At 72.5% G+C, this 26743-nt stretch carries 22 protein-coding genes; 12 read left to right on the forward strand and 10 right to left on the reverse strand.

Annotated elements, in window-relative coordinates; translation table 11 throughout:
• Positions 1-71 precede the first annotated feature (71 nt).
• Positions 72-566: an Lrp/AsnC family transcriptional regulator gene (locus ACGF0J_RS36030; protein ID WP_393153418.1), complete on the reverse strand. Its 495-nt coding sequence runs from the start codon at positions 564-566 to the stop codon at positions 72-74.
• Between the two features lie 204 nt (positions 567-770).
• On the opposite strand from ACGF0J_RS36030, the gene ACGF0J_RS36035 reads away from it, so the two are divergent.
• From ACGF0J_RS36035 to ACGF0J_RS36070, 8 genes are all read left to right on the forward strand, one after another.
• Entirely contained in the window at positions 771-2204 is a 1434-nt protein-coding gene (locus ACGF0J_RS36035; RefSeq protein WP_393153420.1) for a gamma-aminobutyraldehyde dehydrogenase, read from the forward strand.
• Between the two features lie 34 nt (positions 2205-2238).
• Positions 2239-3306 carry an ABC transporter ATP-binding protein gene (locus ACGF0J_RS36040; protein WP_393153422.1) on the forward strand — a complete coding sequence of 356 codons (1068 nt, stop codon included), beginning with the start codon at positions 2239-2241 and terminating at the stop codon, positions 3304-3306.
• 8 nt (positions 3307-3314) lie between these two features.
• Complete coding sequence (locus ACGF0J_RS36045) at positions 3315-4544, forward strand: PotD/PotF family extracellular solute-binding protein (RefSeq protein WP_393153476.1); 1230 nt, start codon at positions 3315-3317, stop codon at positions 4542-4544.
• A 3-nt stretch (positions 4545-4547) separates the two neighbouring features.
• Positions 4548-5399: an ABC transporter permease gene (locus tag ACGF0J_RS36050; RefSeq protein WP_393153424.1), complete on the forward strand. Its 852-nt coding sequence runs from the start codon at positions 4548-4550 to the stop codon at positions 5397-5399.
• Entirely contained in the window at positions 5396-6199 is an 804-nt protein-coding gene (locus ACGF0J_RS36055) for an ABC transporter permease (protein ID WP_393153426.1), read from the forward strand. Before ACGF0J_RS36050 ends, ACGF0J_RS36055 begins: the two co-directional genes overlap by 4 nt.
• Positions 6200-6362: 163 nt before the next feature.
• Positions 6363-7757 (forward strand): NAD(P)/FAD-dependent oxidoreductase, encoded by a 1395-nt coding sequence (locus ACGF0J_RS36060; protein ID WP_393153478.1) that lies wholly within the window; start codon positions 6363-6365, stop codon positions 7755-7757.
• A 72-nt stretch (positions 7758-7829) separates the two neighbouring features.
• Entirely contained in the window at positions 7830-8720 is an 891-nt protein-coding gene (locus ACGF0J_RS36065; protein WP_393153428.1) for an alpha/beta hydrolase, read from the forward strand.
• Positions 8721-8894: 174 nt separating this feature from the next.
• Positions 8895-9800 (forward strand): serine hydrolase, encoded by a 906-nt coding sequence (locus ACGF0J_RS36070; protein ID WP_393153430.1) that lies wholly within the window; start codon positions 8895-8897, stop codon positions 9798-9800.
• A 163-nt stretch (positions 9801-9963) separates the two neighbouring features.
• Here ACGF0J_RS36070 and ACGF0J_RS36075 read toward each other — a convergent pair whose 3' ends face one another.
• The 7 genes from ACGF0J_RS36075 to ACGF0J_RS36105 form a co-directional block, all read right to left on the reverse strand.
• Positions 9964-11475, reverse strand: coding sequence for an MFS transporter (locus ACGF0J_RS36075; RefSeq protein ID WP_393153432.1), 1512 nt, complete (start codon positions 11473-11475; stop codon positions 9964-9966).
• A gap of 34 nt (positions 11476-11509) precedes the next feature.
• Complete coding sequence (locus ACGF0J_RS36080) at positions 11510-14428, reverse strand: BTAD domain-containing putative transcriptional regulator (RefSeq protein WP_393153434.1); 2919 nt, start codon at positions 14426-14428, stop codon at positions 11510-11512.
• Between the two features lie 10 nt (positions 14429-14438).
• On the reverse strand, positions 14439-15212 hold the full coding sequence (locus tag ACGF0J_RS36085; RefSeq protein WP_393153436.1) for an isocitrate lyase/phosphoenolpyruvate mutase family protein: 774 nt from the start codon (positions 15210-15212) through the stop codon (positions 14439-14441).
• 45 nt (positions 15213-15257) lie between these two features.
• A complete protein-coding gene (locus ACGF0J_RS36090; RefSeq protein WP_393153438.1) occupies positions 15258-16004 on the reverse strand; it encodes a DUF998 domain-containing protein in 747 nt (248 codons plus the stop codon).
• The gene (locus ACGF0J_RS36095) at positions 16001-17215 is read right to left on the reverse strand and encodes a glycosyltransferase (RefSeq protein ID WP_393153440.1); all 1215 of its coding nucleotides are present in this window, start codon (positions 17213-17215) and stop codon (positions 16001-16003) included. Before ACGF0J_RS36095 ends, ACGF0J_RS36090 begins: the two co-directional genes overlap by 4 nt.
• Before the next feature lie 111 nt (positions 17216-17326).
• Positions 17327-18130, reverse strand: a complete 804-nt coding sequence (locus ACGF0J_RS36100) for a DMT family transporter (RefSeq protein ID WP_393153442.1) — start codon at positions 18128-18130, stop codon at positions 17327-17329.
• 36 nt (positions 18131-18166) lie between these two features.
• Positions 18167-18784, reverse strand: coding sequence for a DedA family protein (locus ACGF0J_RS36105; protein ID WP_393153444.1), 618 nt, complete (start codon positions 18782-18784; stop codon positions 18167-18169).
• 415 nt (positions 18785-19199) lie between these two features.
• On the opposite strand from ACGF0J_RS36105, the gene ACGF0J_RS36110 reads away from it, so the two are divergent.
• A complete protein-coding gene (locus ACGF0J_RS36110; RefSeq protein WP_393153446.1) occupies positions 19200-20339 on the forward strand; it encodes a sensor histidine kinase in 1140 nt (379 codons plus the stop codon).
• Between the two features lie 84 nt (positions 20340-20423).
• A complete protein-coding gene (locus tag ACGF0J_RS36115) occupies positions 20424-21452 on the forward strand; it encodes a hypothetical protein (RefSeq protein ID WP_393153448.1) in 1029 nt (342 codons plus the stop codon).
• On the opposite strand, the gene ACGF0J_RS36120 is transcribed toward ACGF0J_RS36115, so the two are convergent.
• Together ACGF0J_RS36120 and leuE are read right to left on the reverse strand one after the other, a co-directional pair.
• Positions 21360-21989, reverse strand: coding sequence for a VC0807 family protein (locus ACGF0J_RS36120; RefSeq protein ID WP_393153450.1), 630 nt, complete (start codon positions 21987-21989; stop codon positions 21360-21362). The genes ACGF0J_RS36115 and ACGF0J_RS36120 overlap by 93 nt on opposite strands.
• Positions 21990-22209: 220 nt before the next feature.
• A complete protein-coding gene (gene leuE / locus ACGF0J_RS36125) occupies positions 22210-22875 on the reverse strand; it encodes a leucine efflux protein LeuE (RefSeq protein WP_393153452.1) in 666 nt (221 codons plus the stop codon).
• 235 nt (positions 22876-23110) lie between these two features.
• Here leuE and ACGF0J_RS36130 point away from each other — a divergent pair, with 235 nt between their 5' ends.
• Together ACGF0J_RS36130 and ACGF0J_RS36135 are read left to right on the forward strand one after the other, a co-directional pair.
• Entirely contained in the window at positions 23111-24940 is a 1830-nt protein-coding gene (locus ACGF0J_RS36130; protein ID WP_393153454.1) for a M14 family zinc carboxypeptidase, read from the forward strand.
• A gap of 255 nt (positions 24941-25195) precedes the next feature.
• Entirely contained in the window at positions 25196-26608 is a 1413-nt protein-coding gene (locus ACGF0J_RS36135; RefSeq protein WP_393153456.1) for a carbohydrate-binding protein, read from the forward strand.
• Positions 26609-26743 lie beyond the last annotated feature (135 nt).

Here is a 26743-nt window from a genome sequence, read left to right on the forward strand (position 1 = left end):
GACGTCCTGCCCCCTCCGGCTGGGGAGGGGGCGGCGTTCGGGGCGCCGGTCAGAGCCGTCGCGCGGCTGGGTCAGCGGGTGCCCCACGAGTAGGTCTGCTTGCGCAGCTTGAGGTAGACGAACGACTCCGTGGTCCGCACCGACGGAATGGCGCGAATTTTGCTCAGGATTTCCAAAAGATGGCCGTCGCCCTCGCAGACCACCTCGACGATCAGGTCGAACGAGCCCGCCGTGAGCACCACGTAGTCGATCTCCTCGATCGCGGCCAGCTCGTCGGCCACCGTGTCGAGATCGCCTTCGCAGTTGACGCCGATCATCGCCTGGCGCGGGAAGCCCAGCGTCAGCGGGTCCGTCACGGCGACGATCTGCATGACACCGGCCTCCTGCAGGCGTTGCACGCGCTGGCGGACCGCGGCCTCCGACAGGCCGACCGCCTTGCCGATCGCCGCGTACGGCATCCGCCCGTCGGCCTGGAGCTGCTCGATGATCTGCTTGGACAGGTCGTCGAGCACGAATGGCCCGGGCGTCGCGGCGTTGCTGCGGCGTACGCGCGGCGGCGTCGTCATTGCGAGGAGTCCTCCCAGCCGGTCGCGCCGTTACAAGCGCGTTCCCGTCTCATTGCCGTCCTGGTGCGACATGTTGTCAGTTCTGTGGGTCCTGTCAAGCGATTTCGTAGCAATTTGATATCTTCGCCACGAAATCCCTTGTCGAGATGCACGTGCTCTGTAAGAGTCGCGGCATCTCAGCCACCTCACCAGGAGGTCATTGCCTTGACCACCCGTCTGCAGAACTTCATCAACGGTGGGTTCGTGGACGCCCAGAGCGGCCGATTCTCCGACATCATCGATCCCTGCACCGGCGAGGCCTACCTTGAGGCTCCGATCTCCGGCCAGGAGGATGTCGACGCTGCCTACGCCGCCGCGGCCGCCGCGTTCGAGTCATGGGGCCGGACCACCCCGGGGGAGCGGGCCAACCTGCTGCTCAAGGTCGCCGACGCGATCGACGCGCGGGCCGAGGAGATCAACGAGGCGGAGTGCCTGAACACCGGCAAGCCGCGCGCCCGCATGGCGGAGGACGAGACTCCGGTCGCCGCCGACCACTTCCGCTTCTTCGCCGGCGCCGCGCGCACGCTGGAGGGCCCGACGGCAGGGGAGTTCCTGGCCGGGCACACCAGCGTCATCAGGCACGAGCCGGTCGGCGTGGTCGGGCAGGTCACGCCGTGGAACTACCCGATGATGATGGCCGTGTGGAAGATCGCCCCTGCGCTGGCCGCGGGCAACACGGTCGTGCTCAAGCCGTCCGACACCACGCCGGCCGCCACGCTCAAGCTCGCCGAGATCCTCGGCGAGGTGCTGCCGGCGGGGGTCTTCAACGTCGTCACCGGCGACCGCGAGACCGGCGCCCTGGTCGTCGGCCACCCGACGGCCGCCATGGTCGCCATCACCGGCTCGGTCGGCGCGGGCATGTCCGTCGCCAGGACCGCCGCCGAGGACCTCAAGCGGGTTCACCTGGAGCTGGGCGGCAAGGCGCCGGTCGTCGTCTTCGAGGACGTCAAGGACCTGGGCAAGGCCGCGGCCGACATCGCCGTGGCGGGCTACTACAACGCGGGCCAGGACTGCACCGCCGCCTGCCGGGTGCTGGTCCACGAGAGCGTGCACGACGAGTTCGTCGCCGCGCTCACCGAGGCCGCCGCGGCCACCGTCACCGGCGACCTGTCCAACGAGGACGCCCTGTACGGCCCGCTCAACAACGCCAACCAGCTCGCCAAGGTGCAGGGCTTCATCGAGCGGGTCCCCGCGCACGCCAAGGTCCTCACCGGCGGTCACCGGGTCGGCGACAAGGGCTACTTCTTCGCCCCGACCGTCGTCGCCGGGCTCCGCCAGGACGACGAGATGGTGCAGAACGAGGTGTTCGGCCCGGTCATCACCGTGCAGACCTTCTCCGACGAGGCCGACGCGCTGGCCAAGGCCAACGACGTCCAGTACGGCCTGAGCAGCTCGGTGTGGACCTCCGACCACGGCCGCGCGATGCGGATGTCCAACCGGCTCGACTTCGGCGTCGTCTGGGTGAACACCCACATCCCGTTCGTCTCGGAGATGCCGCACGGCGGCTTCAAGCACTCCGGATACGGCAAGGACCTGTCGGTGTTCGGGCTGCACGACTACACCCGGGTCAAGCACGTCATGCACTACATCGGCGAATGACGCGACACGGCACGACAAGGAATTGAACCTGGACATGGCCGAGCTGAACGCGATCGAACTCGAAGGCGTCGTCAAGGAGTACGTCTCGCACGGCGAGGTCGTCCAGGCGGTGAAGGGGGTCACGCTCGACATCGCCGAGGGGGAGTTCTTCTCCCTCCTCGGCCCTTCCGGGTGCGGCAAGACCACCACCATGCGGATGATCGCCGGCTTCGAGGAGCCCTCACGGGGTGTGGTGAAGCTGCACGGGCAGGACGTGACGAACGTCCCGCCGAACAAGCGCGACGTCAACATGGTCTTCCAGTCCTACGCGCTGTTCCCGCACATGAACGTGTGGGACAACGTGGCGTTCGGCCTCAAGCAGCGCAAGACGCCGCAGGAGGAGATCAAGCGGCGGGTCGGCGAGATCCTGGAGATCGTCGACCTGACGGGCCGCGAGAAGCGCCGGCCGCGTGAGATGTCCGGCGGCCAGCAGCAGCGCGTCGCGCTGGCCCGCGCCCTGGTCAACCGGCCGAGCGCGCTGCTGCTCGACGAGCCGCTCGGCGCGCTCGACCTGAAGCTGCGCCAGGCCATGCAGATCGAGCTGAAGCGGATCCAGCGCGAGGTCGGGATCACGTTCGTGTACGTGACGCACGACCAGGGTGAGGCGCTGACGATGAGCGACCGCATCGCCGTCATGAAGGACGGTCTCGTCGAGCAGCTCGCGGGCCCGCGCGAGATCTACGAGCGCCCGGCCAGCGCCTTCGTCGCGGGCTTCATCGGCACCTCCAACCTGCTGTCCGGCGTCGCGAGCGGCGGCGTCCTGGAGGTGGGCGGCGGCCGGGTCCTGGTGCCGGAACGGGAGGGCGACGTCACGCTCACCGTCCGCCCGGAGAAGATCACGATTTCCGCCGAGAAGCCGGACGGCGAGGTGAGCGTGGTGCCCGGGACCGTCAACGAGGTGGTCTACCTGGGGACCTACACCAGCTACGCGGTGAGCCTGGCGGACGGGACGGAGGTGACGGTGTTCCAGCAGAACGCGCACGACGCCAGGAACATCGCGGAGCGAGGCGACGCGGTGTGGCTGTCGTGGCAGGCGCAGCACTCCTACGCACTAGGAAGTTGACCGAGCACATGAACCACCAGCACGACCCCGCTCTGCTGCGGGGCATGACGCAGCCCCGCACCCGCCGCGACGCCTTCCGGATCGCCGGCTTCTCCGCGGCCGGCCTGGCCCTGGCCGCCTGCGGGGTGGAGGGGCAGAAGGCGGCGCCGCCCAAGACCGACGCGGTGCAGGACTTCTGGGCCAAGCAGACCAAACACGGCAAGGTGGTCTTCGCCAACTGGCCGGAGTACATGCCCGAGGACCAGGCGCCGCTGAAGCAGTTCCAGCAGGAGACCGGCATCGCCTACGAGTACAAGGAGGTCATCCAGGAGAACGCCGAGTTCTTCGGCAAGGCCGACCCCGTGCTCCGCGCCGGCCAGTCGTTGGGCTACGACATCGTCGTCATGACGAACGGCATCCAGCTCCAGCACATGATCGAGCTGGGCTACTGCGTGCCGCTGGACCAGTCCAAGCTGCCGAACTTCGCGGCCAACGCCGGGGCCGCGTACAAGAAGCGGGCCTACGACCCGGGCAACACCTACACGGTTCCCTACACCTCGGGCGTGACGGGGATCGCGTACAACACCAAGTACGTCAAGGACGAGCTCAAGAGCATCAACGCGCTCTTCGACCCCAAGTACAAGGGCCGGGTCGGCATGATGGCCGACGCGCAGGAGATCGCGAACTTCGGCATGATCGCGCTCGGCATCGCGCCGGAGGAGTCGACCGAGGCGGACTGGCAGAAGGCGGGCGAGAAGCTCAAGGCCCAGCGCGACGCCGGAATCGTCCGGAAATATTACGACCAGGCGTACATCGACGCGGTGTCGAAGGGTGACATCTGGATCAGCATGGCCTGGTCGGGCGACGTCTTCCAGCGCCAGCTCGCGGGCGAGCCCGTCGAGTTCTACGTGCCCGAGGAGGGGGGCACCATCTGGACCGACAACATGCTCATCCCGAAGGGCGCCGCCAACCCGGTCGACGCGCTCATGCTCATGGACTTCCTGTACAAGCCGGCCATCGCCGCCGAGCTGGACGAGTTCATCCAGTTCATCACCCCGGTGCCGGCCGTGCAGGACATCCTCAAGGACAAGGCCGCCAAGGCCACGGGCGAGGACAAGGAAGCGCTGGAGCAGATGGTCTCCAGCCCGCTCATGTTCCCGACCGAGGCCGACTACGCCAAACTGCACAGCTACACCAAGCTGACCACGGCGCAGGAGCAGGTCTTCAACCCGATCTTCCAGTCGATCACGCAGGCGTAGGGCATGAAGCGCCTCACCCCCTACCTGCTGGCGTTGCCGGGCTGGATGTGGCTGGCGATCTTCCTGGTGGTGCCGATGGCCGCCATGGCGTCGGTGTCGCTGCAGACCGGCAACGCCATCGACGGCTTCGCGATGACGTTCAGCGTCTCCAACTACACCGACGCGCTGAGCCGCTACAGCACCCAGCTCGCCCGCTCCCTGGCGTACGGCGCGGCGGCCACGGTGGCGATGCTGGCGATCGGCTACCCGGTGGCCTACTGGATCGCCTTCAAGGGCGGCCACCGCAAGTCGATGTACCTGTTCCTGCTGCTGCTGCCGTTCTTCGTGTCGTTCGTGCTGCGGACGATCTCATGGGGCTTCCTGCTGGCCGACGACGGCATCCTGTTCGGCACGCTGAAGGGCTGGGGGCTGCTGCCCGCCGACTTCCACGTGCTGGCCACGGCGTTCGCGGTGATCGCGGGGCTGACGTACAACTGGCTGCCGTTCATGATCCTGCCGATCTACGTGGCGCTGGAACGGGTGGACCCGCGGGTGGTGGAGGCGGCGCAGGACCTGTACGCCTCCCGCACGGCGGCCTTCCGGCGGGTGGTGCTCCCGCTGTCGCTGCCAGGGGTGTTCGCCGGGGTGCTCATGACGTTCGTGCCCGCCACGGCCGACCCGGTCAACGCCCAGGTGCTCGGCGGCACGTCCAACACCATGATCGGCAATATCATCCAGACCACCTACCTGACCAACCTGCAGTACCCGACGGCCTCGGCGCTGTCGTTCACGCTCATGGCCGTGCTGCTCGTCGGCATCTTCGCCTACGCCAGGGCGCTCGGCACCGAGAACGTGCTGGAGGCGGCGGCGCGATGACCAGACTGTCCACCCGGACGCGCGGCAGACTCGGCGACCGGCTGCTGCACGCCTACACCTGGCTGATCATCGTGTGGCTGTCGTCGCCGATCGCCGTGATGATCCTGTTCGGCTTCAACGACAAGAAGAGCAAGTCCAACACGAGCTGGCAGGGCTTCACGCTGCGGTGGTACCAGGAGCTGTTCGGCATCTCCGACCTCACCACCGCCCTGCTCAACTCGATCTACATCGCGGTGGCCAGCACCCTCGTCACCGTCGTGATCGGCACGATGCTGGGGCTGGCGCTCGGCCGCCACCGCTTCAAGGGCCGGGGCGTGACCAACTTCCTGGTCTTCGCCGCCATCTCCACGCCCGAACTGGTCATGGGCGCCTCGCTGCTGTCGCTGTTCGTCTCGGCCAACCTGCCGCGCGACGCCGTCACGATCACCATCGCGCACGTGCTGTTCTCCCTGTCGTTCGTCACGGTGACCGTGCGGGCGCGCGTCGTCACCCTGGACCCGTCGCTGGAGGAGGCGGCCCGCGACCTGGGCGCCACCGGCTGGGGGACGTTCCGCCAGGTGACGCTGCCGGCCATCATGCCGGGCGTGGCGGCGGGCGCGATGCTGGCGTTCGCCCTGTCGATCGACGACTACGTGGTCACCAGCTTCGTCAACGGCTCGACCATCACGTTCCCGCTGTGGATCATCGGATCCGTCAAGACGGGCATCCCGCCGCAGGTCAACGTCATGGGGACGCTGATCTTCGGCATCGGCGTGCTCATCGCGATCGCCAACGCGGTCGCGGCGCGGCGCCGCACCTAGCGCCCGCGCGCCATGCTTCCCCCCGCCCGTCCGCGGGGGGTTACGCGTACCACGGCAAAGAACAGGGAGGCGAGATCGGATACCGGCGGGGGGAACCCGCGCGAGGTCAAACCCTTGAGATCCCGCAATTACACAACGAACACACTGTAGGGAAGTGGGATTTGTGGATCCGCTGAAGGCGCTTGCTGACGCGGAGCGCAAGCCGTACTGGCTGGACACCCCGGCCAGACCCGAGCCGCGACCGCGGCTCATCGGAGACACCAGCGCCGACCTGGTCGTCGTCGGCGGAGGCTTCTCGGGGCTGTGGACGGCCCTGATGGCCAAGGAACGCGACCCCGGGCAGGACGTCGTCCTGCTGGAGGGGCGCCGGATCGGCTGGGCGGCCTCCGGCCGCAACGGCGGGTTCTGCATGGCGACCCTCACCCACGGCCTGGCCAACGGCCTGGAACGCTGGCCCGAGGAGATCGACCAACTTGAACGCCTCGGCGTGCGGAACCTCGACGAGATCGAGCGGACGCTGGAGCGCCACGGCATCGACTGCTCGTTCGAACGCACCGGCGAGCTGAACGTCGCGACCGAGCCGTGGCAGCTCGACGGGCTGACCGAGCACCTCGACCTCATCGCCGAACTCGGCCTCGACTACCAGGTGATGGATCAGGACCAGGTGCGGGCCGAGATCGACTCGCCCACCTACCTCGGCGGGCTCTGGGACCGCCGGGGCTGCGCCATGCTCGACCCGGCCCGCCTGGCGTGGGGGTTGCGGGAGGCGTGCCTGCGGCTCGGCGTGCGCGTCTACGAGCGCACCCCGGTCCGCGCGCTCGACGACGACGGGACCGTCATCAGCCTGCGCACCCCGCACGGCGTCGCCTCCGGACGCCGGGTCGCGCTCGGCACGGGGGTGTTCCCGCCGCTGCTGCGCCGGCTCAAGCACTTCGTGGTGCCGGTCTACGACTACGCGCTGATGACCGAACCGCTGTCGCGCGACCAGCTCGCCACGATCGGCTGGCGCAACCGGCAGGGCGTCGGCGACTCGGCCAACCAGTTCCACTACTACCGGCTGACCGACGACAACCGGATCCTGTGGGGCGGCTACGACGCCGTGTACTACAACGGCGGCCTGGTCAGACCGGAGTACGACCAGCGTGACCAGACGTTCGTCACCCTGGCCGAGCACTTCGCCGCCACCTTCCCCCAGCTCCCGGACGTGCGCTTCACGCACCGCTGGGGCGGCGTGATCGACACGTGCAGCAGGTTCAGCGCCTTCTACGGCCGGGCTCACGGCGGGCGGCTCGCCTACGCCGTCGGCTACACCGGCATGGGCGTCGGCGCCACCCGCTTCGGCGCCAACGTCATGCTGGACCTGCTGTCGGGCGACCGGACCGAACGCACCGAGCTGCGCATGGTGCGGGAGAAGCCCGTTCCCTTCCCGCCCGAGCCGGTGCGGTCGGGGGTGATCCAGTTCACCCGCTGGTCGATCGCGCAGGCCGACCGCCACCAGGGCCGGCGCAACCTGTGGCTGCGCACGCTCGACCGGATGGGCCTCGGGTTCGACTCCTGACCGCCGACGTCCCACGGCCGCGGCGGCCTGGCCGGGTGCCGGCCAGGCCGCCGCGGCCACCACACTGGGGGCATGAGGATCACTTTCGCAGCCGACGGGATCGAGCTGACCGGCGACCTGAGGGTGCCGGCCGGCGCGCGCGGGCCGCTGCCCGCGCTCGTGCTCACCGGGCCGTTCACCGGCGTGCGTGACCAGGTGACCGGGCTGTACGCCGAGCGGCTCACCCGTGAGGGGTACGTCACCCTGGCGTTCGACCACCGCAACTGGGGCGAGTCGCAGGGCACGCCGCGGCGGCATGAGGACCCGCAGGGCAAGCTGCACGACCTGCGGGCGGCCGTGTCGCTGCTCAGGTCGCGGCCCGAGGTGGACGGGGAGCGGATCGGCGCCGTCGGAATCTGCCTCGGCGGCGGGTACGCGCTGAAGTTCGCCGCCTTCGACCCCCGGGTGAAGGTGTTCGCGGGGATCGCGGGGGCGTACAACAACCCCTACACGATGCGGGCCGGCATGGACTACCAGGGCGCGCTGGCCGGCCTCGGCGAGGTGCTGGAGCGCCAGGACCGGGGCGGGCCGGTCGAGTACCTGCCGGCCGTGGCAGGGGAGGGCGAGGCCGGGGAGGGCGAGGCCGCCATGCCGGGCGACGAGCCGTGGGCCTACTACGGCACCGGGCGGGCCGCCTCGGCCTCCTGGCGCAACGAGGTGACCCGCGCGAGCATCCGCGAGCTGATCACCATGGACAACATGATGGGGGCGGACTTCCTGTCGCCCAAGCCGGCGCTCATCGTGCACGGAGTGGTCGACCGGTTCTGCTCGCCGGAGGGCGCCGAAGAGGCGTTCCGGCGGCTCGACGAGCCCAAGCGGCTCGTCTGGCTCGACGCCCAGCGGCACATCGACCTCTACGACGCCGAGCCGTACGTGTCGCAGGCCGTGGAGGCGGCCGTGGCCTTCCTGCGCGAACATCTCTGACCCGACCGCCCGAGGTGTGACAAGGCGGACAGGAGGGGATAGATCCGTCTGGACCCCCGGTGACATCTCGGGGGTTGCTGCGTGCGTGCGACAAGACGTGGTGCGGTGCTCAGCACGGGGCTCGGGACCGGTCTCAGGACCGGTCTCAGGGCAGGGCTCGGACTGGGTCTCGGCGTGGGGCTCGTGCTGGGGTCCGGCTGCCTGGCGGGATGCGGCACCGAGCGGGCCGTGGGCCCGCCCTCACCGGTGACGTCCGCCCGGCCCCCGGCCACGGTGGCGCCCTGCGTGCTGAAGGTCGCCGACCCGCGCGCCGGCCGGGCCGCCCGCACCCGGCTGCTCCGGGACATCGACCGCTACCTGGCCGGCCGGCCCGGCCGGATCGTCTTCGGCGCGCACGACCTGGTGACCGGCGTCCGGCTGGGCCGCGGCGAGCACGACGACGACATCATCACGGCCAGCGGCGCCAAGGTGGACATCCTGGCCAGGCTGCTGCTGCTGCGCCGTACCGGCCTGGAGCCGGGCGAGCGGGAGCTGGCGTCCCGCATGGTCCGCGAGAGCGACAACGCGGCCGCCGACACGCTGTGGCGGCGGGTCGGCGCCGGCGGCGGCATGAGCGCCCTCTACCGCCGGGCGGGGATGCGGGAGACCACGCCGGGGCCGAGCCGGTTCTGGGGCGGCACCACCACCAGCCCGGCCGACCGGATCAGGCTGCTCACCGTGCTGGCCAGGGGCGGTGCCGGGCTGAGCGCCGCCGACCGCCGCCTCGTGCTCGGCCTCATGGGCCGGGTGCTGCCGGAGCAGGCGTGGGGCGTCAGCGCAGCCGCCCGGCCCGGCGACCGGGTGGCGCTGAAGAACGGCTGGACGCCGCGGCCGTTCGTCCACAACACGTGGGCGGTCACCAGCTATGGCCGGATCACCGGGCCGGGCCGGGACCTGCTGCTGTCGGTGCAGACCGACCGGCAGGCCGGGGAGGGGCAGGGCATCCAGGCCATCGAGGGGCTGGCCCGGCTGATCGGCAGCCGCCTGGACGGCCTCGCCCCGCTCAGCGCCCGCCCCTGCGCCGCCCGCCCCGCCGCGTGAAGACCTGCCCGCCGCGTGAAGACCTGCCCGCCGCGTGAAGACCTGCCCGCCGCGTGAAGACCTGCCCGCCGCGTGAAGACCTGCCCGTCGCGTGAAGACCTGCCCGTCGCGTGCGGACCTGCCCGTCGCGTGAGTGCCTGTTCCGCGTGCGGGACGGGCCCGGTCACGAGTGCGCGCGGGCGAGGACCTCCTCGGGGATGACCTTGGGCACGCCCCGCAGCCCGACCAGCGCGAGCCCAGCCGTCACCGCCAGCATCCCCGCGGTGACGAGCCCCGTCACGTGCACCCCGTCCATGAAGGCCGCCCGCGCCGCCTGGACCAGCACGGCCGCCTGCTCCTGCGGCAGGGCCGCGGCCACCTCCATCGCCCCCGCGAGCGACTCCCGCGCCGCCCCGTCCGGTATCCCGGCCGGAAGCCGCAGCCCGGACCTGTAGGCGCTGTTGAGCACCGTGCCGAGAACCGCGATGCCGAGCGCCCCGCCCAGCTCGAACGACGTCTCCGACACCGCGGCCGCCGCCCCGGCGCGCTCCTTCGGGACGGTGGCCAGCACGTTGTCGTTGTTGACGGTGAACGCGAGCCCGATCCCCATGCCACCCACCGTCATCGCCGCCAGGATCACCAGGTAGCTGGGGTCCTGCCCGAGCGAGCTGTAGACGAGGAACGCCGCGGCGTTCATCAGCAGGCCCAGCGCCACGACGCCGTTGCGGCCGAGCGGCCCGATGAGGCGGCCCGCCAGGATCCCGCCGACCGCGCCGCTCAGCCCGCCCGGCAGGCCCGCCAGCCCCGCCTGCAGCGGCGACCAGCCCAGGACGAGCTGGAAGTACCAGGCGAAGATCAGCGACATGGCCATCATGGTGAAGATGGCCAGCAGATTCGTGCCGATGGAGGCGCTGAACGCCCGCCGCCGGAACAGCCGCACGTCGATCAGCGGTTCGGCCAGCCTGACCTGCCGCAGGCCGAACCAGGCCAGGCAGGCCACCCCGAGCACGGCCGCCACCGGCACGTCCACCTGCTCGACGCCCTTGTGGGCCGCCTCCTTGACCGCGTAGATGACCGCCACCACGCCGGTGAACGACAGCACCACGCTGAGCAGGTCGATCCGGCCGGCGTCCGGGTTGCGTGACTCCGGCAGCACCAGCAGGCCGGCGACGAACACCACCGCCATGATCGGCAAATTGATGAGGAACACCGACCCCCACCAGAAGTGGTCGAGCAGCAGGCCCCCGACCACGGGGCCGACGGCGAACCCGGCGGCGCTCATCCCGCTCCAGATGCCGATCGCGGCGGTGCGCTCGCCCGCGTCGGTGAAGACGTTACGGATGATCGACAGGGTCGACGGCATGATCGTCGCGCCGGCTACGCCGAGCAGCGCCCGCGCCGCGATCAGCAGCTCGGGGGTGGGCGCGTACGCGGTCAGCGCCGAGGCGGCGCCGAACGCGACGGTCCCGATGAGCAGCAGCCGTTTACGGCCGATGCGGTCGCCGACGTTGCCCATGGTCACGAGCAGGCCCGCCAGCGCGAAGCCGTACACGTCGCCGATCCACAGCAGCTGGGTGGCGTCGGCGCCGAGATCGCCGACCAGCCGGGGCAGCGCCAGGTGCAGGACGGTCAGGTCGAGGGAGAGGAGCAGGGTCGCCAGGCAGGCGATCGCCAGGGAGGCCCATCGTTTCGTCATGCCGCCACCCTCGACGGCGCCGCTGACCGCCCGCCTACCGTGCGCTGACCGTCCCGCCCGGCCGGTCGTCCCGGCCGGGCAGTGGCCGGTCGTCCCGGCAGGGCCGCGGCTCGTCGTCCAGGGCGCGCAGATCGGCGAGGACGCGGCTGCGGATGTCCTGGGCGCTGTACCAGCCGTCGGGGCACTCCGCCAGCGCCTGCTCCAGCCGCGCGCGGGCCGTGCCGGCGTCGCCGCGCCGCATCGCCACCTCGCCCAGCCCGGTGTGCGCCCGCGCCATCGCCTCGCCGTGACCCACCTGACGGGCCAGCCCGGCGGCGAGCGTGTAGTCGGCCTCGGCCCCCGCCAAGTCGTCGAGGCGGGCCCGGGCGTCGCCCCGGCTGCACAGGCTCTCCGCCATGTCGGGCACCGACCCCAGCTCCTCGGCCACCGCGAACGACCGCCCGGCCAGCTCGTAGGCCTCGGCGAAGCGGCCCTGGTCGAAGGCCAGCGTGCCCAGCATCGTCAGCGTGAGCGTGGTGCCCCACCGCTCGCCCAGCTTTCCGAACGACGCCAGCGACTGTTCGAACCCGGCCCGCGCCTCCTCGAACCGGCCCATGGCCTGTAGCAGGAACGCGATGCCGGACTGGCTGAGCGCCTCGGGCCAGGCGGGCAGCGTGCCGCCGAGGCGGGCCTGCAACTCCCAGACCTGCTGAGCGTCACCCGGCGGCCCCATGAACGACGGCAGCAGGATCGACAGGAACTCCAGCCGCGCCGGCAGGTGCCCGATCGGATACAGCCGCTGCAGCTGCGCCAGGCGGGCCCGCAGCTCCGGGCTCGGCTCACCGCCCCACGCCGCGACGAGCACGCAGGTCGCGTACTCCTCCTCCAGCCCGGCGGGCGCGCCGATGGGCGATCCGGCCAGCAGGGCCCGCGCGAGCGCGGCCCGCGTCATCCGGTGGCCCCGCATCCACCAGTAGCAGGCGGCGTGGGCGAGCAGCCGCATGCCGAGCTCCGTCCGGCCCGACCCGGTCGCCCACCGCAGGGCCGCGTCGAGGTCGTCGTCCTCCTGGTCGAGAAGGGCGAGCCACTCCAACTGCTCCGCCCGGCGCAGATGCGGGTCGGCGGTCATGACCAGGTCGAGGCAGTAGGCGGCGTGCGCCTCGTGCAGCGCCTCGCTCTCGCCCGCCTCGGCCAGCCGTTCGGCGCAGAACGCCTTGATCGTCTCCAGCATCCGGTAGCGGCCGCCGACGACCTCGACCAGCGACTTGTCCGCCAGCCCGAACAGCACCTCCTCCGGCAGCCCGCACACCCGCTCGGCGGCACCGGGCGTGGCACCGCCGGCGAAGACGGTCAGCCGCCTGGCCAGCCGCTGCTCGTCCGCGTCGAGCAGGTCCCAGCTCCACGCCACGACCGCGCGCAGCGTCTGGTGCCGGGGCAGCGCCGTGCGGCTGCCCTTGGTCAGCAGCCGGAACCGGTCGTCCAGCCGTGCCGCCACGTCGGCCAACGTCAGCGTGCGCAGCCGGGCGGCGGCCAGCTCGATGGCCAGCGGCAGCCCGTCGAGCGCCCGGCAGACGGCCACGACCTGCGCCGCGTTGCCGGCCTCCACCGCGAACCCCGGCCGGACCGCGGCCGCCCGCTCGGCGAACAGCCGGACGGCCGGATAGTCGAGCGGGTTCGGCGCGTCGGCCGGCGGCAGCCGCAGCGGCGACACCGGCAGCAGCCGCTCGCCGGTGATGCCCAGCGCCTCGCGGCTGGTCGCCAGCACCCGCAGCCGCGGGCAGGCGGCCAGCAGCAGGTCGGCCAGCTCGGCGGCCGGCGTCACCACGTGCTCGCAGTTGTCGAGGACCAGCAGCAGGTCACGGTCGGCGAGGGCGGTCACCAGCCGGGCGGCCGGGTCGAGCGGCGGCCGGTCGGGGCCGGACAGCAGGCTCTCGCGGATGCCGAGCGCCGCCAGCACGGCCGCCGGCACGTCGCCGCCGCCCGACAGGGGCGCGAGCGGAACGAAGCACACGTCGCCGGGCTCGCGCGCGGCCGCCTCCGAAGCGAGCCGGGTCTTGCCCGCGCCACCGGCTCCGAGCAGCGTGACGAGCCGCGCCTGCCGCAGGTGGGCGGCGACCTGGTCCAGCTCCTCGTCGCGCCCCACGAAGCTGGTGAGCTGCGCCCGCACCCCCGTCCTGAGCCGTGGCGGCTCCGTCGCCTCCGCCGGGACAGCCGGGCCCGCCGGGACCGCGGGGGCGGCCGGGCCCAGGGCCGGGTCGCCGCGCAGCACGGCCAGGTGGGCAGCCGACAGCTCGGGACCGGGGGCCAGGCCCAGCTCCTCGTCGAGGACCCGCCGGGCCTCCTCGTACGCGCCGAGCGCCTCCGCCTGCCGGCCGCTGCCGTACAGGGCGCGCATGAGCTGGATCCGCGGCCGCTCGCGCAGCGGGTGGACGGCGGTGAGCTGCCGCAGCTCCGCCACCAGCTCGCGATGGCGGCCGAGCTCCAGGTCGGCTTGGACCCGGTCCTCGGTGGCCGCCAGCCGCCGCTCCTCCAGCCCCGCCGCCGCGGCCACCGCGAACGGGGCGTCGGCCAGCGCCGCGCCGCGCCACAGCGAAAGCGCCTCCCGCAGCAGCGCGGCGGCCAGCCGGGCGTCGCCCGCGCGCAGCGCGTGCCCGCCCTCGCCGGCGAGCCGCTCGAACCGGCGGGCGTCCACGTCGTCGGGGTCGGCGGCCAGCAGGTAGCCGGCGGGGTGGAACTCGATCCGGTCGCGGCCCAGCGCCCTGCGCAGCCGAGACACCTGCGCCTGCAGCGCGTTGGCCACGCCGTCGGGCGGCTGCTCGCCGTACAGGCCGTCGACCAGCACGTCGGAGCGGACGACGCGGCCCACGTCGAGGGCCAGCAGCGTGAGCAGGCCCCGCATCCGGGGGCCGCCGAGGGGGACCTGCTCCCCGTCCTGGCCCACGACACGGGTGGGGCCGAGGATCTCGAAGCGCATACCCCGATTATCAGGGGCGCGGCAGCATCGCGGCGACCTGCCCGTACGTGGGCAGCGGCACCGGGGCCGCGTCACCCCGGACGGCCAGCACGGCCGCCAGCGCCCCGCGCAGCGCGGCCCGGTAGGGCAGCGACCCGGTGCTGACCCTGGCCACGCCCGCCGCAGCGAGCCGGTCCAGGGCGGGGCCGTCCGGCTGGTGGAGCACGTTGAGCGGCAGCGGGGTGCTCGCCGCCACCGCCTCGATCGCGCGCAGTCCGGTCAGGCCGGGGACGAACACGCCGTCGGCGTGCCCGTAGGCGCGGACGCGCTCCAGCGTGTCACCGGTCCGCAGCCAGCAGGTGTCGGTCCGGGCGTTGACGAACACGCCGTGGCCGAGCGCGGCCTCGATGATCCGCTGCTGCAGCGCGATCGGCCGCAGGGTGCCGTCGGGGCGGCCGTCCTCCAGGTTGACGCCGACGGCGCCCAGCGCGGCGAGGGCCGCGACGAGGTCCGACACCTCGGCCGGGTCGTCGCTGAAACCGCCTTCGATGTCCACGGTCACCAGGACGCCGAGGTCTCGGACGGTCGCGGCCAGCTCGATCGTCTCGGCCCGGGTGGCGCCGGCGGCGTCGGGCCTGCCGTGCACGGCGGCCACGCCGAGGCTGGTGGTGCCGATCGCGGGGAAGCCGTGGGCGGCCAGCAGGGCGGCGGAGCCGTAGTCCCAGGCGTTGGGCAGCAGGAACGGGTCGCCGGGGCGGTGCAGGTCGCGGAAGGTCACGGCGTCCGGGTTCGCGGGATCGGTCATGGCACGACGCTAGGCCGGGATCGTTTCGACGGGCGGCGAAGCGTGTCAGGCGGCCAGCCGCCGGGACCGCGCCCCGGCCTCGGCGGGGCCCGCGGCGGAAGCGTGGGAGCGGGGAGACCGCGGCGTCGTGGCGGCCCGGCGCCCACCGACCGCCGTCGCCATGACGGCGACCAGGGCGATCTCGGCCAGCACCACGCCGCGCTGGAACAGGCCGTAGAAGGCGACGCCGTCGATCGGCGCCGAGGTGACCGACGCGGGGTGCGCGAGCAGGAAGCAGGCCAGCGCCAGCGCGGACGTCACGCTCATGGCCCGGAGCGTGGTGGCCCACGCCGGGGACGTGTCCCGCCTGGCCAGCGTCCACCCCGCCAGGGGCAGCGCGGTGAGGACGACGGCGGCGGCCCACCGGTGGATCTCCCCGGCCACCGTGCTGAGCTGGGAGATGCCCGGATCGGTGGGGAAGACGGCGCACAGGAGGAGGCCGGCGGCCGCGGCCACCAGCAGCACCCGGGTGGCGGCGGTGCGGGCGGGCTCGCGCACCGCCAGCCCGTACGCCAGCCACAGGCACGCCCCGGCGAGGGCCAGCAGGCCGGTCAGCACCGGCAGCATGCCGCCGGGCACCAGCGCGTAGTCGCTGAGCAGCGGCTGCTCCGGCAGCGCCACCTGGGCGTAGCCGAACGCGCCGGCCGCCAGCAGCGTGCCGCCGACCGGCACGGCGACCCGGCCGGTGACCGGGGCCGGCACGTGGCGGGCGACGTGGGCGGGCCGCCCCGGAACGGTGTCGTGGACCGTCATCGCGTCACCTCGTCATAGATCTGCTCGAAACGGGCGAGGGAGTTCTGGTGGTCGTGCGTCATCGCCAGTTCGCGGCTGACCCGGCCGAGGCGGGCGCGCAACGTGTCGTCGGTCAGGACGGCGGTCAGGTGCCGGGCCAGCCCGATCACGTCGCCCGGCTCGAACAGGTAGCCGTTGCCGTCCACGAGGTGCGGCAGCGCCATCGCGTCGGCCGCCACCACGGGCAGGCCGCTGGCCATCGCCTCCAGCGTGGCGATGCTCTGCAGCTCGGCGACGCCCGGCATGGCGAACACGTCGGCCGCGGCGAACGTCTGCGGCATCTCCTCGTCGGGCACGAACCCCAGGAACGACACCCGCTCGGCCACGCCGATGCGCCGGGCCAGCCTTTCCAGCGCGGCCCGCTGGTTGCCCCGCCCGACGAGCGCGACCTGCGCGTCGGTGATGTTGAGCACGTACGGCAGGGCGCGGACGAGCTCCGTCAGCCGCTTCTCCTCGTCCAGGCGGCCGACGAACAGGATGGTGGGCCGGTCCGGCAGGCCGAACAGTTTGCGCGCCCACTGCTTCGGCTCGGTGTGCGGGCGGAACCTCGCCAGGTCGATGCCGCAGGACACCGGCTCGACGTCACGGCGGAACCCCTGGTCACCCAGCAGCGTGGCGGCCAGCGGCGTCGGCGTGGTGATGCGGTCGGCGCGGTCGTAGATCCGCGCGAAGTCGCGCCAGGCGAGCCGGCCCGCCCTGGCCCGCAGCTGTGCGGGGACGTGGCCGAACTGGAAGAGGTTGTCGGGCATGAAGTGGTTGGTGGCGACCACGGGCACCCCGCGGCGGCGGGCGGCGGCGATCGCGGCCCGGCCGACGACGAAGTGGCCCTGGGTGTGCAGCACGTCCGGGTCGATGGCGGCCATCAGCCGGTCGAGCCGGGTCGGGACGGTCACCCGCATGGTCGGGTGGAGCAGGATCGGGGCGGAGCGCAGCCGGTGCACGACGACGCCGTCGACCACGTCGGCGCAGGCCGGCCCGGTGTCCGACTGGCAGACGACGTGCACGTCGTTGCCGCGCTCGGCCAGGCCGGTGGCGAGGCGGTGGGTGAAGTAGGCGGTGCCGTTCACATCCGGCGGGTAGGTGTCGGTGGAGATCAGGATGCGGCGGGGCGGCGTGGCCACGGGGCTGAGGGCGGCGGGTTCTGCGGTGGTGCGGTGCAGCGGTACGGCCATGGGGAGACTCCGTTTCGCAGGTGGGACGAGGCACCGGCGTGGGGAGGGCCGGAGCGGTGACGGGACGGGCGGGGCAGCGGGGCGGGGGATGGGCAGGGGACGGCGATCAGGTCAGGGGCGGGCCTCCAGCGGGGTGGTCCGGGCCAGGGCGATGGTCCCCGCGGCCGCCAGCGCCGCCGCCGCCACCGGCACGACGCCGGTGGGCAGCGGCTCGCCGAGCAGCAGCGCGCCGAACGCCACCGCCGTGAGCGGGTCGGCGATCTGCAACGAGGCGAACGACACGCCGAAGTGGCCGACGGCGTAGGCCCGCTGCAGCATCATCAGCGCGAGGACGGCGGGCACCGGCAGCGCCAGCAGGTACCACCAGTTCCAGGCGCCGTCCACCAGCACCCGGACGAGGGTGGCGGTGGACCCGTAGAGCACGCCGGAGCTGGTGGCGAGCAGTGCCGCCCGGCCCGCGGGAGACGCCATCCGCGAGCCCGCCCACAGCAGCACCGCCGCCGCTCCGGAGACGCCGAGCAACGTCAGCACCCCGCCGGGCTCCAGCCGGGCCGGCCCGTCGGACTCCGGCACCAGCAGCACCAGCCCGACGAGCCCCGTCGCCACCACGACGGCGGCGGCCAGCTCGCGGCGCGACGGCCGGCGGCCGTGCAGCGTGGCCGCGATGGGCAGGGCGAACAGCAGGCTGGCCACCCCCATGGGCTGCACGACGGCCAGCGGCCCGAGCCCGAGGGCGACGACGTGCACGCCGCCGCCCACCAGGATGGCCGCGCCGCCGAGCAGCCAGCGCGGCCGGCGCAGCAGCACCCGCAGGCGGGGCCGGTCGGCGCCCACCGCCTCGAACTGCTGCAGGGCGGCGCCGACCGCGAAGAACAGCGAACCGAGCAGCGCCACGGCCGCGGCCAGCACAGTCATGCCGTCTCCTCTCACAGGGATGGTCACCGGGCAGGGTCAAACGGACGTGTCCACCGGAAGTCGGTCGGTGGAAGCCTTGGTGGCGCGCCGCTTCCTGATCCAGCGCACCAGCTCGACGAGCCCGGTGACGGAGACCGCGATGCCGAGGCCGAGCAGCAGCCCCTTGACGGGGTCGTTCTCGAACGCCATCCCGCCGAAGAACCCGATCAGCCCGGAGTACACCGCCCACGAGGAGGCGGCGATCGCGTCGAAGAAGGTGAAGGAGCGCAGCGGGTAGCGCACCGCGCCCATGGTCAGCGTGGTCGCGGTGCGCCCGCCGGGGATGTAGCGGGCCACCACGAGCACCAGCCCGCCCCGCTCGGCCAGCGCCCCTCGGGCCCACACGAACGCCTTGCGCTCGCGCAGCCGGCCCCCCGACTTGTTGCCGATCAGGTACGAGATGTGGTCCCCGGCGAACGCGCCGACCGCGGCGACCAGGATCACCAGGGCCAGGTTCGTGTTCCCGGACGCGGCGAAGACCCCGGCGGTGATGACCGACGTCTCGGCGGGCACGATCGGGAAGAATCCGTCGAGGACCGCGAGCGCGAAGATCGCCACGTATAGCCAGGGTGACGACATCGCCTGGTGCACCAGGTCGAGGATGGCGTGGGACATACGTGTACTCCGATCGTGGGGACACCTCGAAGCCTGGTGGCGTGAGGCGGCGTTGGATATCGGGGAAACCCCCGGATCGAACGCGGACCCTGCCCCGAGAAAGGTCAGGGCCCGTACCCCAGGACCGTAGGAACTCCGCAGGTCATGGCGCATCGGACGATCGGTACGCACCACCCCCGACTTTCGTAGGGGCCGAAACCGCGGCCGTCGATGAACCACACTCCGATCCAACCGGCCGGAGCCGCGCGAGACAGCAGGGCACGTATCCGCTTTCGCGGTGGTGCCAGCCCCACCCCGCTGCGGGCCCTCGCCCTACCGGCCGGGCGTGCACCCGCGCCGACCTCACTTTCGTCAGGGGGACGCCCCTACGACCGGCAGGGCCATGCCGTCCGGTGCGCCGGGTAACGTCGCCCCCGTGAAGCACCTGCGCCGCCGGACCCGCGCCCAGTGGGTCCGTGACCTCCTGCTGTGGATCCTGCTCGCGGCGGTGATCGCCGCCATGGGGATCGACCCGCTCACCGACGCGGCGCGATTCGCGGTGCGGACCGGGCCGTTGCTCGTCCTCGGCGGGGTGGCCGTGCTGGTCGGCAGGCCGTGGCCGCTTGCCGCGGTGCTGCTGCTGGCGCCGTTCGGGCCGTGGTCGTTCGACCAGGGGCTCGCCACGTCCACGCTCGTCTGGCCGGAGCCCCTGCCCCAGGTGAAGATCCTCCCGATCCAGCCGGTGACGCTGTTCGTCGGCTGGTACGCCTACCTGACGGGACGGCGCATGGCGGACACCCGGCCGCCGGCGGCGGCGTTCGCGCCGCTCGCGCTCGCGGGCGTGGTCCTGGTGGTGGCGCGGGGCGGCGGCCTCGGCCTGTGGATCACCATGACCACCGGGCTGCTGGGCGCGTACGTGCTGCCGTACCTGCTGGGCCTGCTGCGGCGCCGGCTCGTGCAGCAGCGCGAGCAGGCGAGGCTGTCGGCGGCGGCGCGGGCCAGGCTGCGGGAGCGGGCCAGGATCGCGCGCGACATGCACGACTCGCTCGGCCACGACCTGGCCCTCATCGCCGTCCGCGCGGCCGGATTGGAGATGTCGCCGGGCCTGGCACCCGGGCAGGTCGAGGCGGCGGGGGAGCTGCGGGTGGCGGCGGCCGAGGCCACCGAGCGTCTGCGCCAGATCATCGGCCTGCTCCGCGACGACACCGACGCCGACGCCAGGCCGCCCCTGGCCCCGGCGGGGGAGGGCGTGGCCGCCATCGTCGAGCGGGCCCGCGCCTCCGGCCTGCCGGTCACGCTGCACCGTGACCCCTCCGGCCCGCCGCCTGCGCTGGCCGGGGCGGTGGTGCAGGAGGGCCTGACGAACGCGGCCAAGCATGCGCCGGGCGCGCCGGTCACCGTCCTCGTCTCTCCGCACCGGGTCGTCGTGCGCAACGGCCCGCCCCGATCCCGCCCCACGGCCGTGCCGGGCGGCCTCGGCCTCACCGGCCTGGACGAGCGCGTCCGGCTGGCGGGCGGCACGCTGGCCGCCGGCCCCCGCGGCGCCGGCTACGAGCTGGTCGCCGAACTCCCATGACGGGCGGTCCTCTCCCCTGGCCGGGGGAGGCGGCTCCCCTGCGGGCGGGAGGGTGCGCGGCGCCCGGCGGGCGAGCCTGGACGCATGACCCGTACGACACCGTCCATCGGCCGCGTCACCGCGGCGATCGTGGCGATCGCCGCCATGCTCCCCTACCTCACCCTCAAGATCCTCTGGATGGCCGGCAACCCGCTCGGTCTCGACCAGGCGTTCGTGGACGACCCGACCGTGGTCGCGCTCAACGCGATGACGTTCGGCATGGACGCCGTGGGGCTGGTCATGGCGCTGGCCTTCGCCATGCGGTGGGGGATGCGCGTGCCCGCCTGGCTCGTGCTGCTGCCCCTGTGGGTCGGCATGGGTCTGCTGTCCGTCATCGTGGTCACGACACCGCTGAGCGTGCTCGTCGAAGGCGCTGACATCCTGCCCGCCACCGGACCGATCCAGCCGTGGGTGTTCATGGTGGTGTACAGCGGATTCGTCGTGCAGGGCGTCGGCCTGATGGTCTCCTTCGCCCTCTACGCCCGCGACCGCTGGCCGCACGTGCTCACCGCCTCCGTGGCCGACCGGCCCCTCACCGCCACCCTCCCGTTCCAGGTCGTGGTGGCGAGGGGAGCGCTGCTGGTGACCCTGCTGGTCGGCGGGACCCGGCTCGCCTGGGCGTTCGGCGTCACCGCCGGGCTGCCCGGCGGGGTGGCCGACGCCTACTCGACGTCGTCGGCGTTCCTGGACGGGGTCAAGGGCCTGCTCGCCATCGGCGCGGGCGCCGCCCTGCCGGCCATGGTCGCCGGCGCGGGCCGCGCGGCGTTCTGGAAGCCGCTGGTGGTGGCGTGGCTGGGCACCGGCGCCATGTTCGGCTGGGGCCTGTACGCGATGATCGTCACCGTCACCGGCGGGCCGCTCGGCGGCGACTCGCCCGGCCTGGTGGGCGTGGTGCAGCTCTTCGAGACGCTGACGGGCCTGGTGATGGGGATGTGCGGCGCGTTCCTGCTGGCCGAGCGGTCGCGCCGGGCGGCCGGCGGGTCAGGCGGCGGCCACGTGCAGGCGGCCCAGCACCCGCTTGAACGCGAAGATCGAGAAGGCGATCGCGCACCCGCTGATCACGGCCACGGCTGACGTCCGGAGCAGCATGAACGTGCCCAGCGACTGGTGCAGCGCGAGCCAGATGCTCACCGTGGAGTTCGCCAGCAGCACGAAGGCCCACAGCAGGGTGATCCGCGCGAAGAACCGGCGCATCCGCTCGTGCTTGAGCACCGCCGACGGCAGGTGGATGTAGTCGAGCGTCAGCTTCTGCACGAGGGGCCGGTTCAGCCGCACCGAGGCGAGGAAGGCCATGCTGATGCAGATCGTCCCGAGCTCCGGCTGGATGAAGTACACCACCCAGCTCCCCGTCCAGAATCCCACCAGCGCCCGGACCGTCACCGCGATCGCCGCGAGGAACATGGTGGCCGGCACCCGGACGCCCCTGACCAGCCGCCAGGCCACTCCGAGGTAGACCCAGGAGACGGCCGCGACGAGCGCCCCGGTCAACCCCAGCACCGCCAGCGCCGCGTAGAACACCGCGAGTGGCGCCACCACCCCTTCGAGCAGCCGGGGGATCGCCTGGCGGGCTAGGGAGGTGAGGCGTGGCAGGGTGGTCGCAGGATGGTTCAAGGCTGCTCCGCAGGTGGGCCGGCAGGCCGTCGACTGCAGGCCCCTACCCGCGTCGCGGGTGGTCAGGCCTGCCGGACGGCCGGTACGGGGGTCAGTCCGTGCTTACCCCGGCGCACCCGAGGGGCCGCGCCGGTGGCTTACCGTACCCGAGCGCTCCGGATGCCACTGCGTCCTTTGCCACGTTCCGGTCCCGACACCACCCATCCGGGTGGTGTCGGGATCACCCACCCAGGGAGGCGGTGGCCAGCTTGGCGCCGAACCCCACGAACAGGGCGCCCACGCCCGAGGTGAGGCCCGCGCTCAACCGGCGGCGCGCCCTGAACTGCCTGGCCAGAAACGTCCCGCCGAAGATCAGCGCCGTCAGGTAGAGGAAGCTGAACACCTGGATGATCACACCCAGGACGAGGAACGACAGCGCCGGTGCGGCGTAGCCGGGGTCCACGAACTGGATGAAGAACGAGACGAAGAACAGGATCGCCTTGGGGTTGAGCAGGCTGATCATCAACGCCTTGCGGAACGGCCGGGACCTGCGGGTCTCCACGACGCCGGCCTCCGCCCCGACGGCCGCCGGGGCGGCCGCGCCGCGCCAGGCGCGCCACGCTCCCCGGATCATCTGGAGCCCGATCCACGCGAGGTAGCCGGCCCCCGCGTACTTCACGATCGTGAACAGCACCGGGTTGGAGCGCAGCAGCGAGGCGGCGCCCGCGGCGGCCAGGGCCATCAGCACCGTGTCGCCGGCGAACACGCCGGCCGCGGCCCGGTAGCCCTGCCGGACGCCCTGCTGGGCGGCCAGGCTGAGGACGTAGAGGGAGTTCGGGCCGGGCAGCAGGATGATGAAGAAGGCCCCGAGGACGTACGTCCAGATGTCGGTGATGCCGAAGAACACGCCCCTACCTCCACACGCGGCGACATATCACGTTATCTCGCGGCGGGGCCGCGGGCGCAAACCGGTGGTCTGACCGCGGCCTCCCCGCACGCGCCCACCGCGCCCGCATCCGCACCGCCGACGACTTCTGGGCCCCGGCCCGCGGATTTGGGCCTTCACCGCGGCGGGCTTCGTCTTCACTCTCGGGTTCAGGCGCGTGTCACACCCCCCGACTCGCGCGCCTGAGGAGGACCAGGTGAAACGCCGATTAGTCATCCTGCTGGCCGTCCTGGGACTGGTCTGCCTGACCGGCGCGACCGGTGCCGGAGCCGCTGCCGAGCCGCCGCCCAACCGGCAGTATCGCGTGCAGGGGCCCGCCGACGCCAAGCAGCGCAGTGCCGTGGCCGCGACCGGAGCGGCGATCGACGAGGTGGCGAAGGACTCGGTCCTGGTCACCGCCACGGAAGCCGAGGTCGCGGCCATCTCGAAGCTCGGCTACCGGGTCACGGAGGTGCCGCGCCCGTTACTCCCGTCCGGTGCCGGGATCGCTGACTTCCCGCCATCGGACTCCGGCTACCACAACTACGCGGAGATGAACGCGAACATCAACGCGCTCGTCGCCGCCCGGCCGAGCATCGCCAGCAAGTTCGTCTACGGCACCTCCCACGAGGGCAGGCAGCTCGTCGGCGTGAAGATCAGCGACAACGTCGGCACCGACGAGGCCGAGCCGGAGGTGCTCTTCACCGCCCACCAGCACGCCCGCGAGCATCTCACGGTCGAGATGGCGCTGTACATCATGCACCTGCTCGCCGACAACTACGGCACCGACAGCCGGATCACCAACCTGGTGAACACCCGGGAGATCTGGATCATGCCGGACCTCAACCCGGACGGCGGCGAGTACGACATCGCGACCGGCTCCTACCGTTCGTGGCGCAAGAACCGCCAGCCGAACAGCGGCTCCTCGGCCGTCGGCACCGACATGAACCGCAACTGGGCCTACCAGTGGGGCTGCTGCGGCGGCTCGTCGGGTTCACCGTCCAGCGACACCTACCGCGGCCCGTCCGCCGAGTCGGCGCCCGAGGTCAAGGCCGTGGCCGACTGGGTGCGCGGCCGTGTCGTCGGCGGCGTGCAGCAGATCAAGGCGCACATCGACTGGCACACCTACAGCGAGCTGATCCTGTGGCCGTACGGCTACACCTACAACGACACCGCGCCCGGGCTGACCCAGGACGACCGCGACGCGCACGCCACCCTGGGCCAGAACATGGCCGGCACCAACAACTACACCCCCGAGCAGGCCAGCGACCTGTACATCACCGACGGCACCATCGACGACTGGTTGTGGGGCGCGCACAAGATCTTCAGCTTCACCTTCGAGATGTACCCGAGGGGCGCCAGCCCCGGCTTCTACCCGCCGGACGAGCAGATCGTCCCGCAGACCACCCGCAACCGGGAGGCGGTGCTCCGCTTCCTGGAGTACTCCGACTGCGTCTACCGGATCATCGGCAAGGAGGCGCAGTACTGCGGCACCGGCAATCCGCCGCAGACCGTCTACTCCGACACCTTCGAGTCCGACACCGGCTGGACCGTCAACCCGGGCGGCACCGACACCGCCACCGCGGGCCGGTGGGAGCGCGGCGACCCCGAGGCCACCAGCTCGTCGGGGGCCAAGCAGCTCGGCACCACGGTCAGCGGCAGCAACGACCTGGTGACCGGCCGCCTCGCCGGGGCCTCGGCCGGTGTCCACGACGTCGACGGCGGCGTCACCTCGGTGCAGTCGCCGCCGATCACGCTGCCCGCCGGGGGCACGCTGTCCCTGTCCCTGTCCGCCTACCTCGCCCACGGCTCCAACTCCTCCAGCGCCGACTATCTGCGGGTCAGGGTCGTCGGCGGCACCACGACGACCGTGCTCCAGCAGTCCGGCGCGGCCACCAACCGCAACGGCGCCTGGGCCGTGACCACGGCGGACATCTCCGCCCACGCGGGCCAGACGGTCCGCATCGTCGTCGACGCGGCCGACGCGTCCGGCGCCTCCCTGGTGGAGGCGGGCATCGACGACGTCCGCATCACCCGCACCCCCTGACGGCCGCCACGGGGCGCCCTGCGGGGCGCCCCGTGGGGCCTCTTCCGGGCGCCGACGGCAGGTGACATTCCCGTTGCCTTGGGTCTTGTAAGGACCGGCTGTCAAGGCTTACGATCGCGACAACTCTTAGGAAACTTTCCTATAAGAAGCCGCGGTGTGACCGTGCCGTACGGCTTCGCGCTCTCACCCCCCGGCGCGAGCCGTACGGCACACCCCTTGAGCAGAGCCCGACCCCCCAGACCTCAGGGAAACGCCATGACACCCCGTCGCCTGTTCCTCGCCTTGCTGACCGCCCTCGCCCTGCTGGCCACCGGACTGGCCACGACCGCCCCCGCCGCCGCGCACGGCGCCGTGACGGTCGCCGCCCCCCAGTGGCAGCCCAACACCTCCTACACCGCCGGCACCCGCGTCACCTACAACGGCCAGGACTACGAGTGCCTCCAGTCGCACACCTCCCTGACCGGCTGGGAGCCGCCCAACGTGCCCGCCCTGTGGAAGGCCGTCAACGGCGGCGGCGACCCGGGAGCGCCCCCGGCCCCCGGCGCCCCCAGCGTCACCGGCGCCACCAACACCTCGATCAGCCTGACCTGGGGCGCCTCGACCGGCACCGTCACCGGCTACCGGGTCTACGAGGGCGCCACCGTCCGGGCCACCGTCGGCGGCACCACCGCGACGATCGGCTCGCTGGGCGCCTGCACCACGCACACCTACACGGTCAAGGCCTACAACGCGGCCGGTGAATCGCCCGCCAGCGCCTCCGTGACCGGCACCACCGGCGGCTGCACCGGCGGAGGCGACAGGATGCCCGGCGCCCCCTACCTCTACATGGGCTGGGGCAACCCGCCCGCGCCCGCCACGGTGATGAGCGCCACCGGAGTCAAGTCGTTCACCATGGCCTTCATCCTGTCCAGCGGCGGCTGCACCCCCGCCTGGGACGGCCAGCGCCCGCTCACGGGCGGCGCCGACGCCCAGGCCATCTCGGCCATCAAGGCCGCCGGCGGCAGCGTGCAGATCTCCTTCGGCGGCTGGCAGGGCAACAAGCTGGGCCCCAACTGCTCCAGCCCGCAGGCCTTCGCCGGCGCCGTGCAGCAGGTCATCAACGCCGTCGGCCCCGCGGTCGTCGACTTCGACATCGAGAACACCGACGAGTTCGAGAACCACACCGTCCAGGACCGCATCCTCAACGGTCTCAAGATCGTCAAGCAGAACAACCCCGGCGTCAAGGTCGTCGTCACCTTCGGCACCACCAGGACCGGCCCCAACGCGCACGGCATCCGCCTGATCAACCAGTCGAAGGCGCTCGGCGTCCCCGTCGACAACTACACGATCATGCCGTTCGACTTCGGCAGCTCCAACATCTACCAGGACACCGTCAACGCCGCCGAAGGCCTCAAGACCGCGCTGAAGAACGCCTTCGGCTGGAGCGACGCCCAGGCCTACGCCAAGATGGGCATCTCCGGCATGAACGGCCTGTCCGACCAGCAGGAACTCACCACACCGGCCACCTGGACCCAGATCCGCGACTGGGCCAGGAGCAAGGGCCTGACCCGGCTGGCGTACTGGTCGGTCAACCGCGACCGGCCCTGCCCCGGCGGCGGAGTCGTCTCCCACTGCAGCGGCATCTCCCAGAGCGAGTGGGAGTTCACCCGCATCACCGCGGGCTTCTAGCCCCCCGGGGGGGGGGGGGGGGGGGGGGGGGGGGGGGGGGGCGCGGGCCCCCCCCCCCCCCCCCCCCCGGGGGGGGGGGGGGCGCCGCCCGCCGCGGGGGGGGGGGGGGCCCCCCCCCCCCCCGACCCCACCACG

The sequence above is a fragment of the Nonomuraea sp. NPDC047897 genome, assembly GCF_043204415.1.
Classification (GTDB): domain Bacteria; phylum Actinomycetota; class Actinomycetes; order Streptosporangiales; family Streptosporangiaceae; genus Nonomuraea.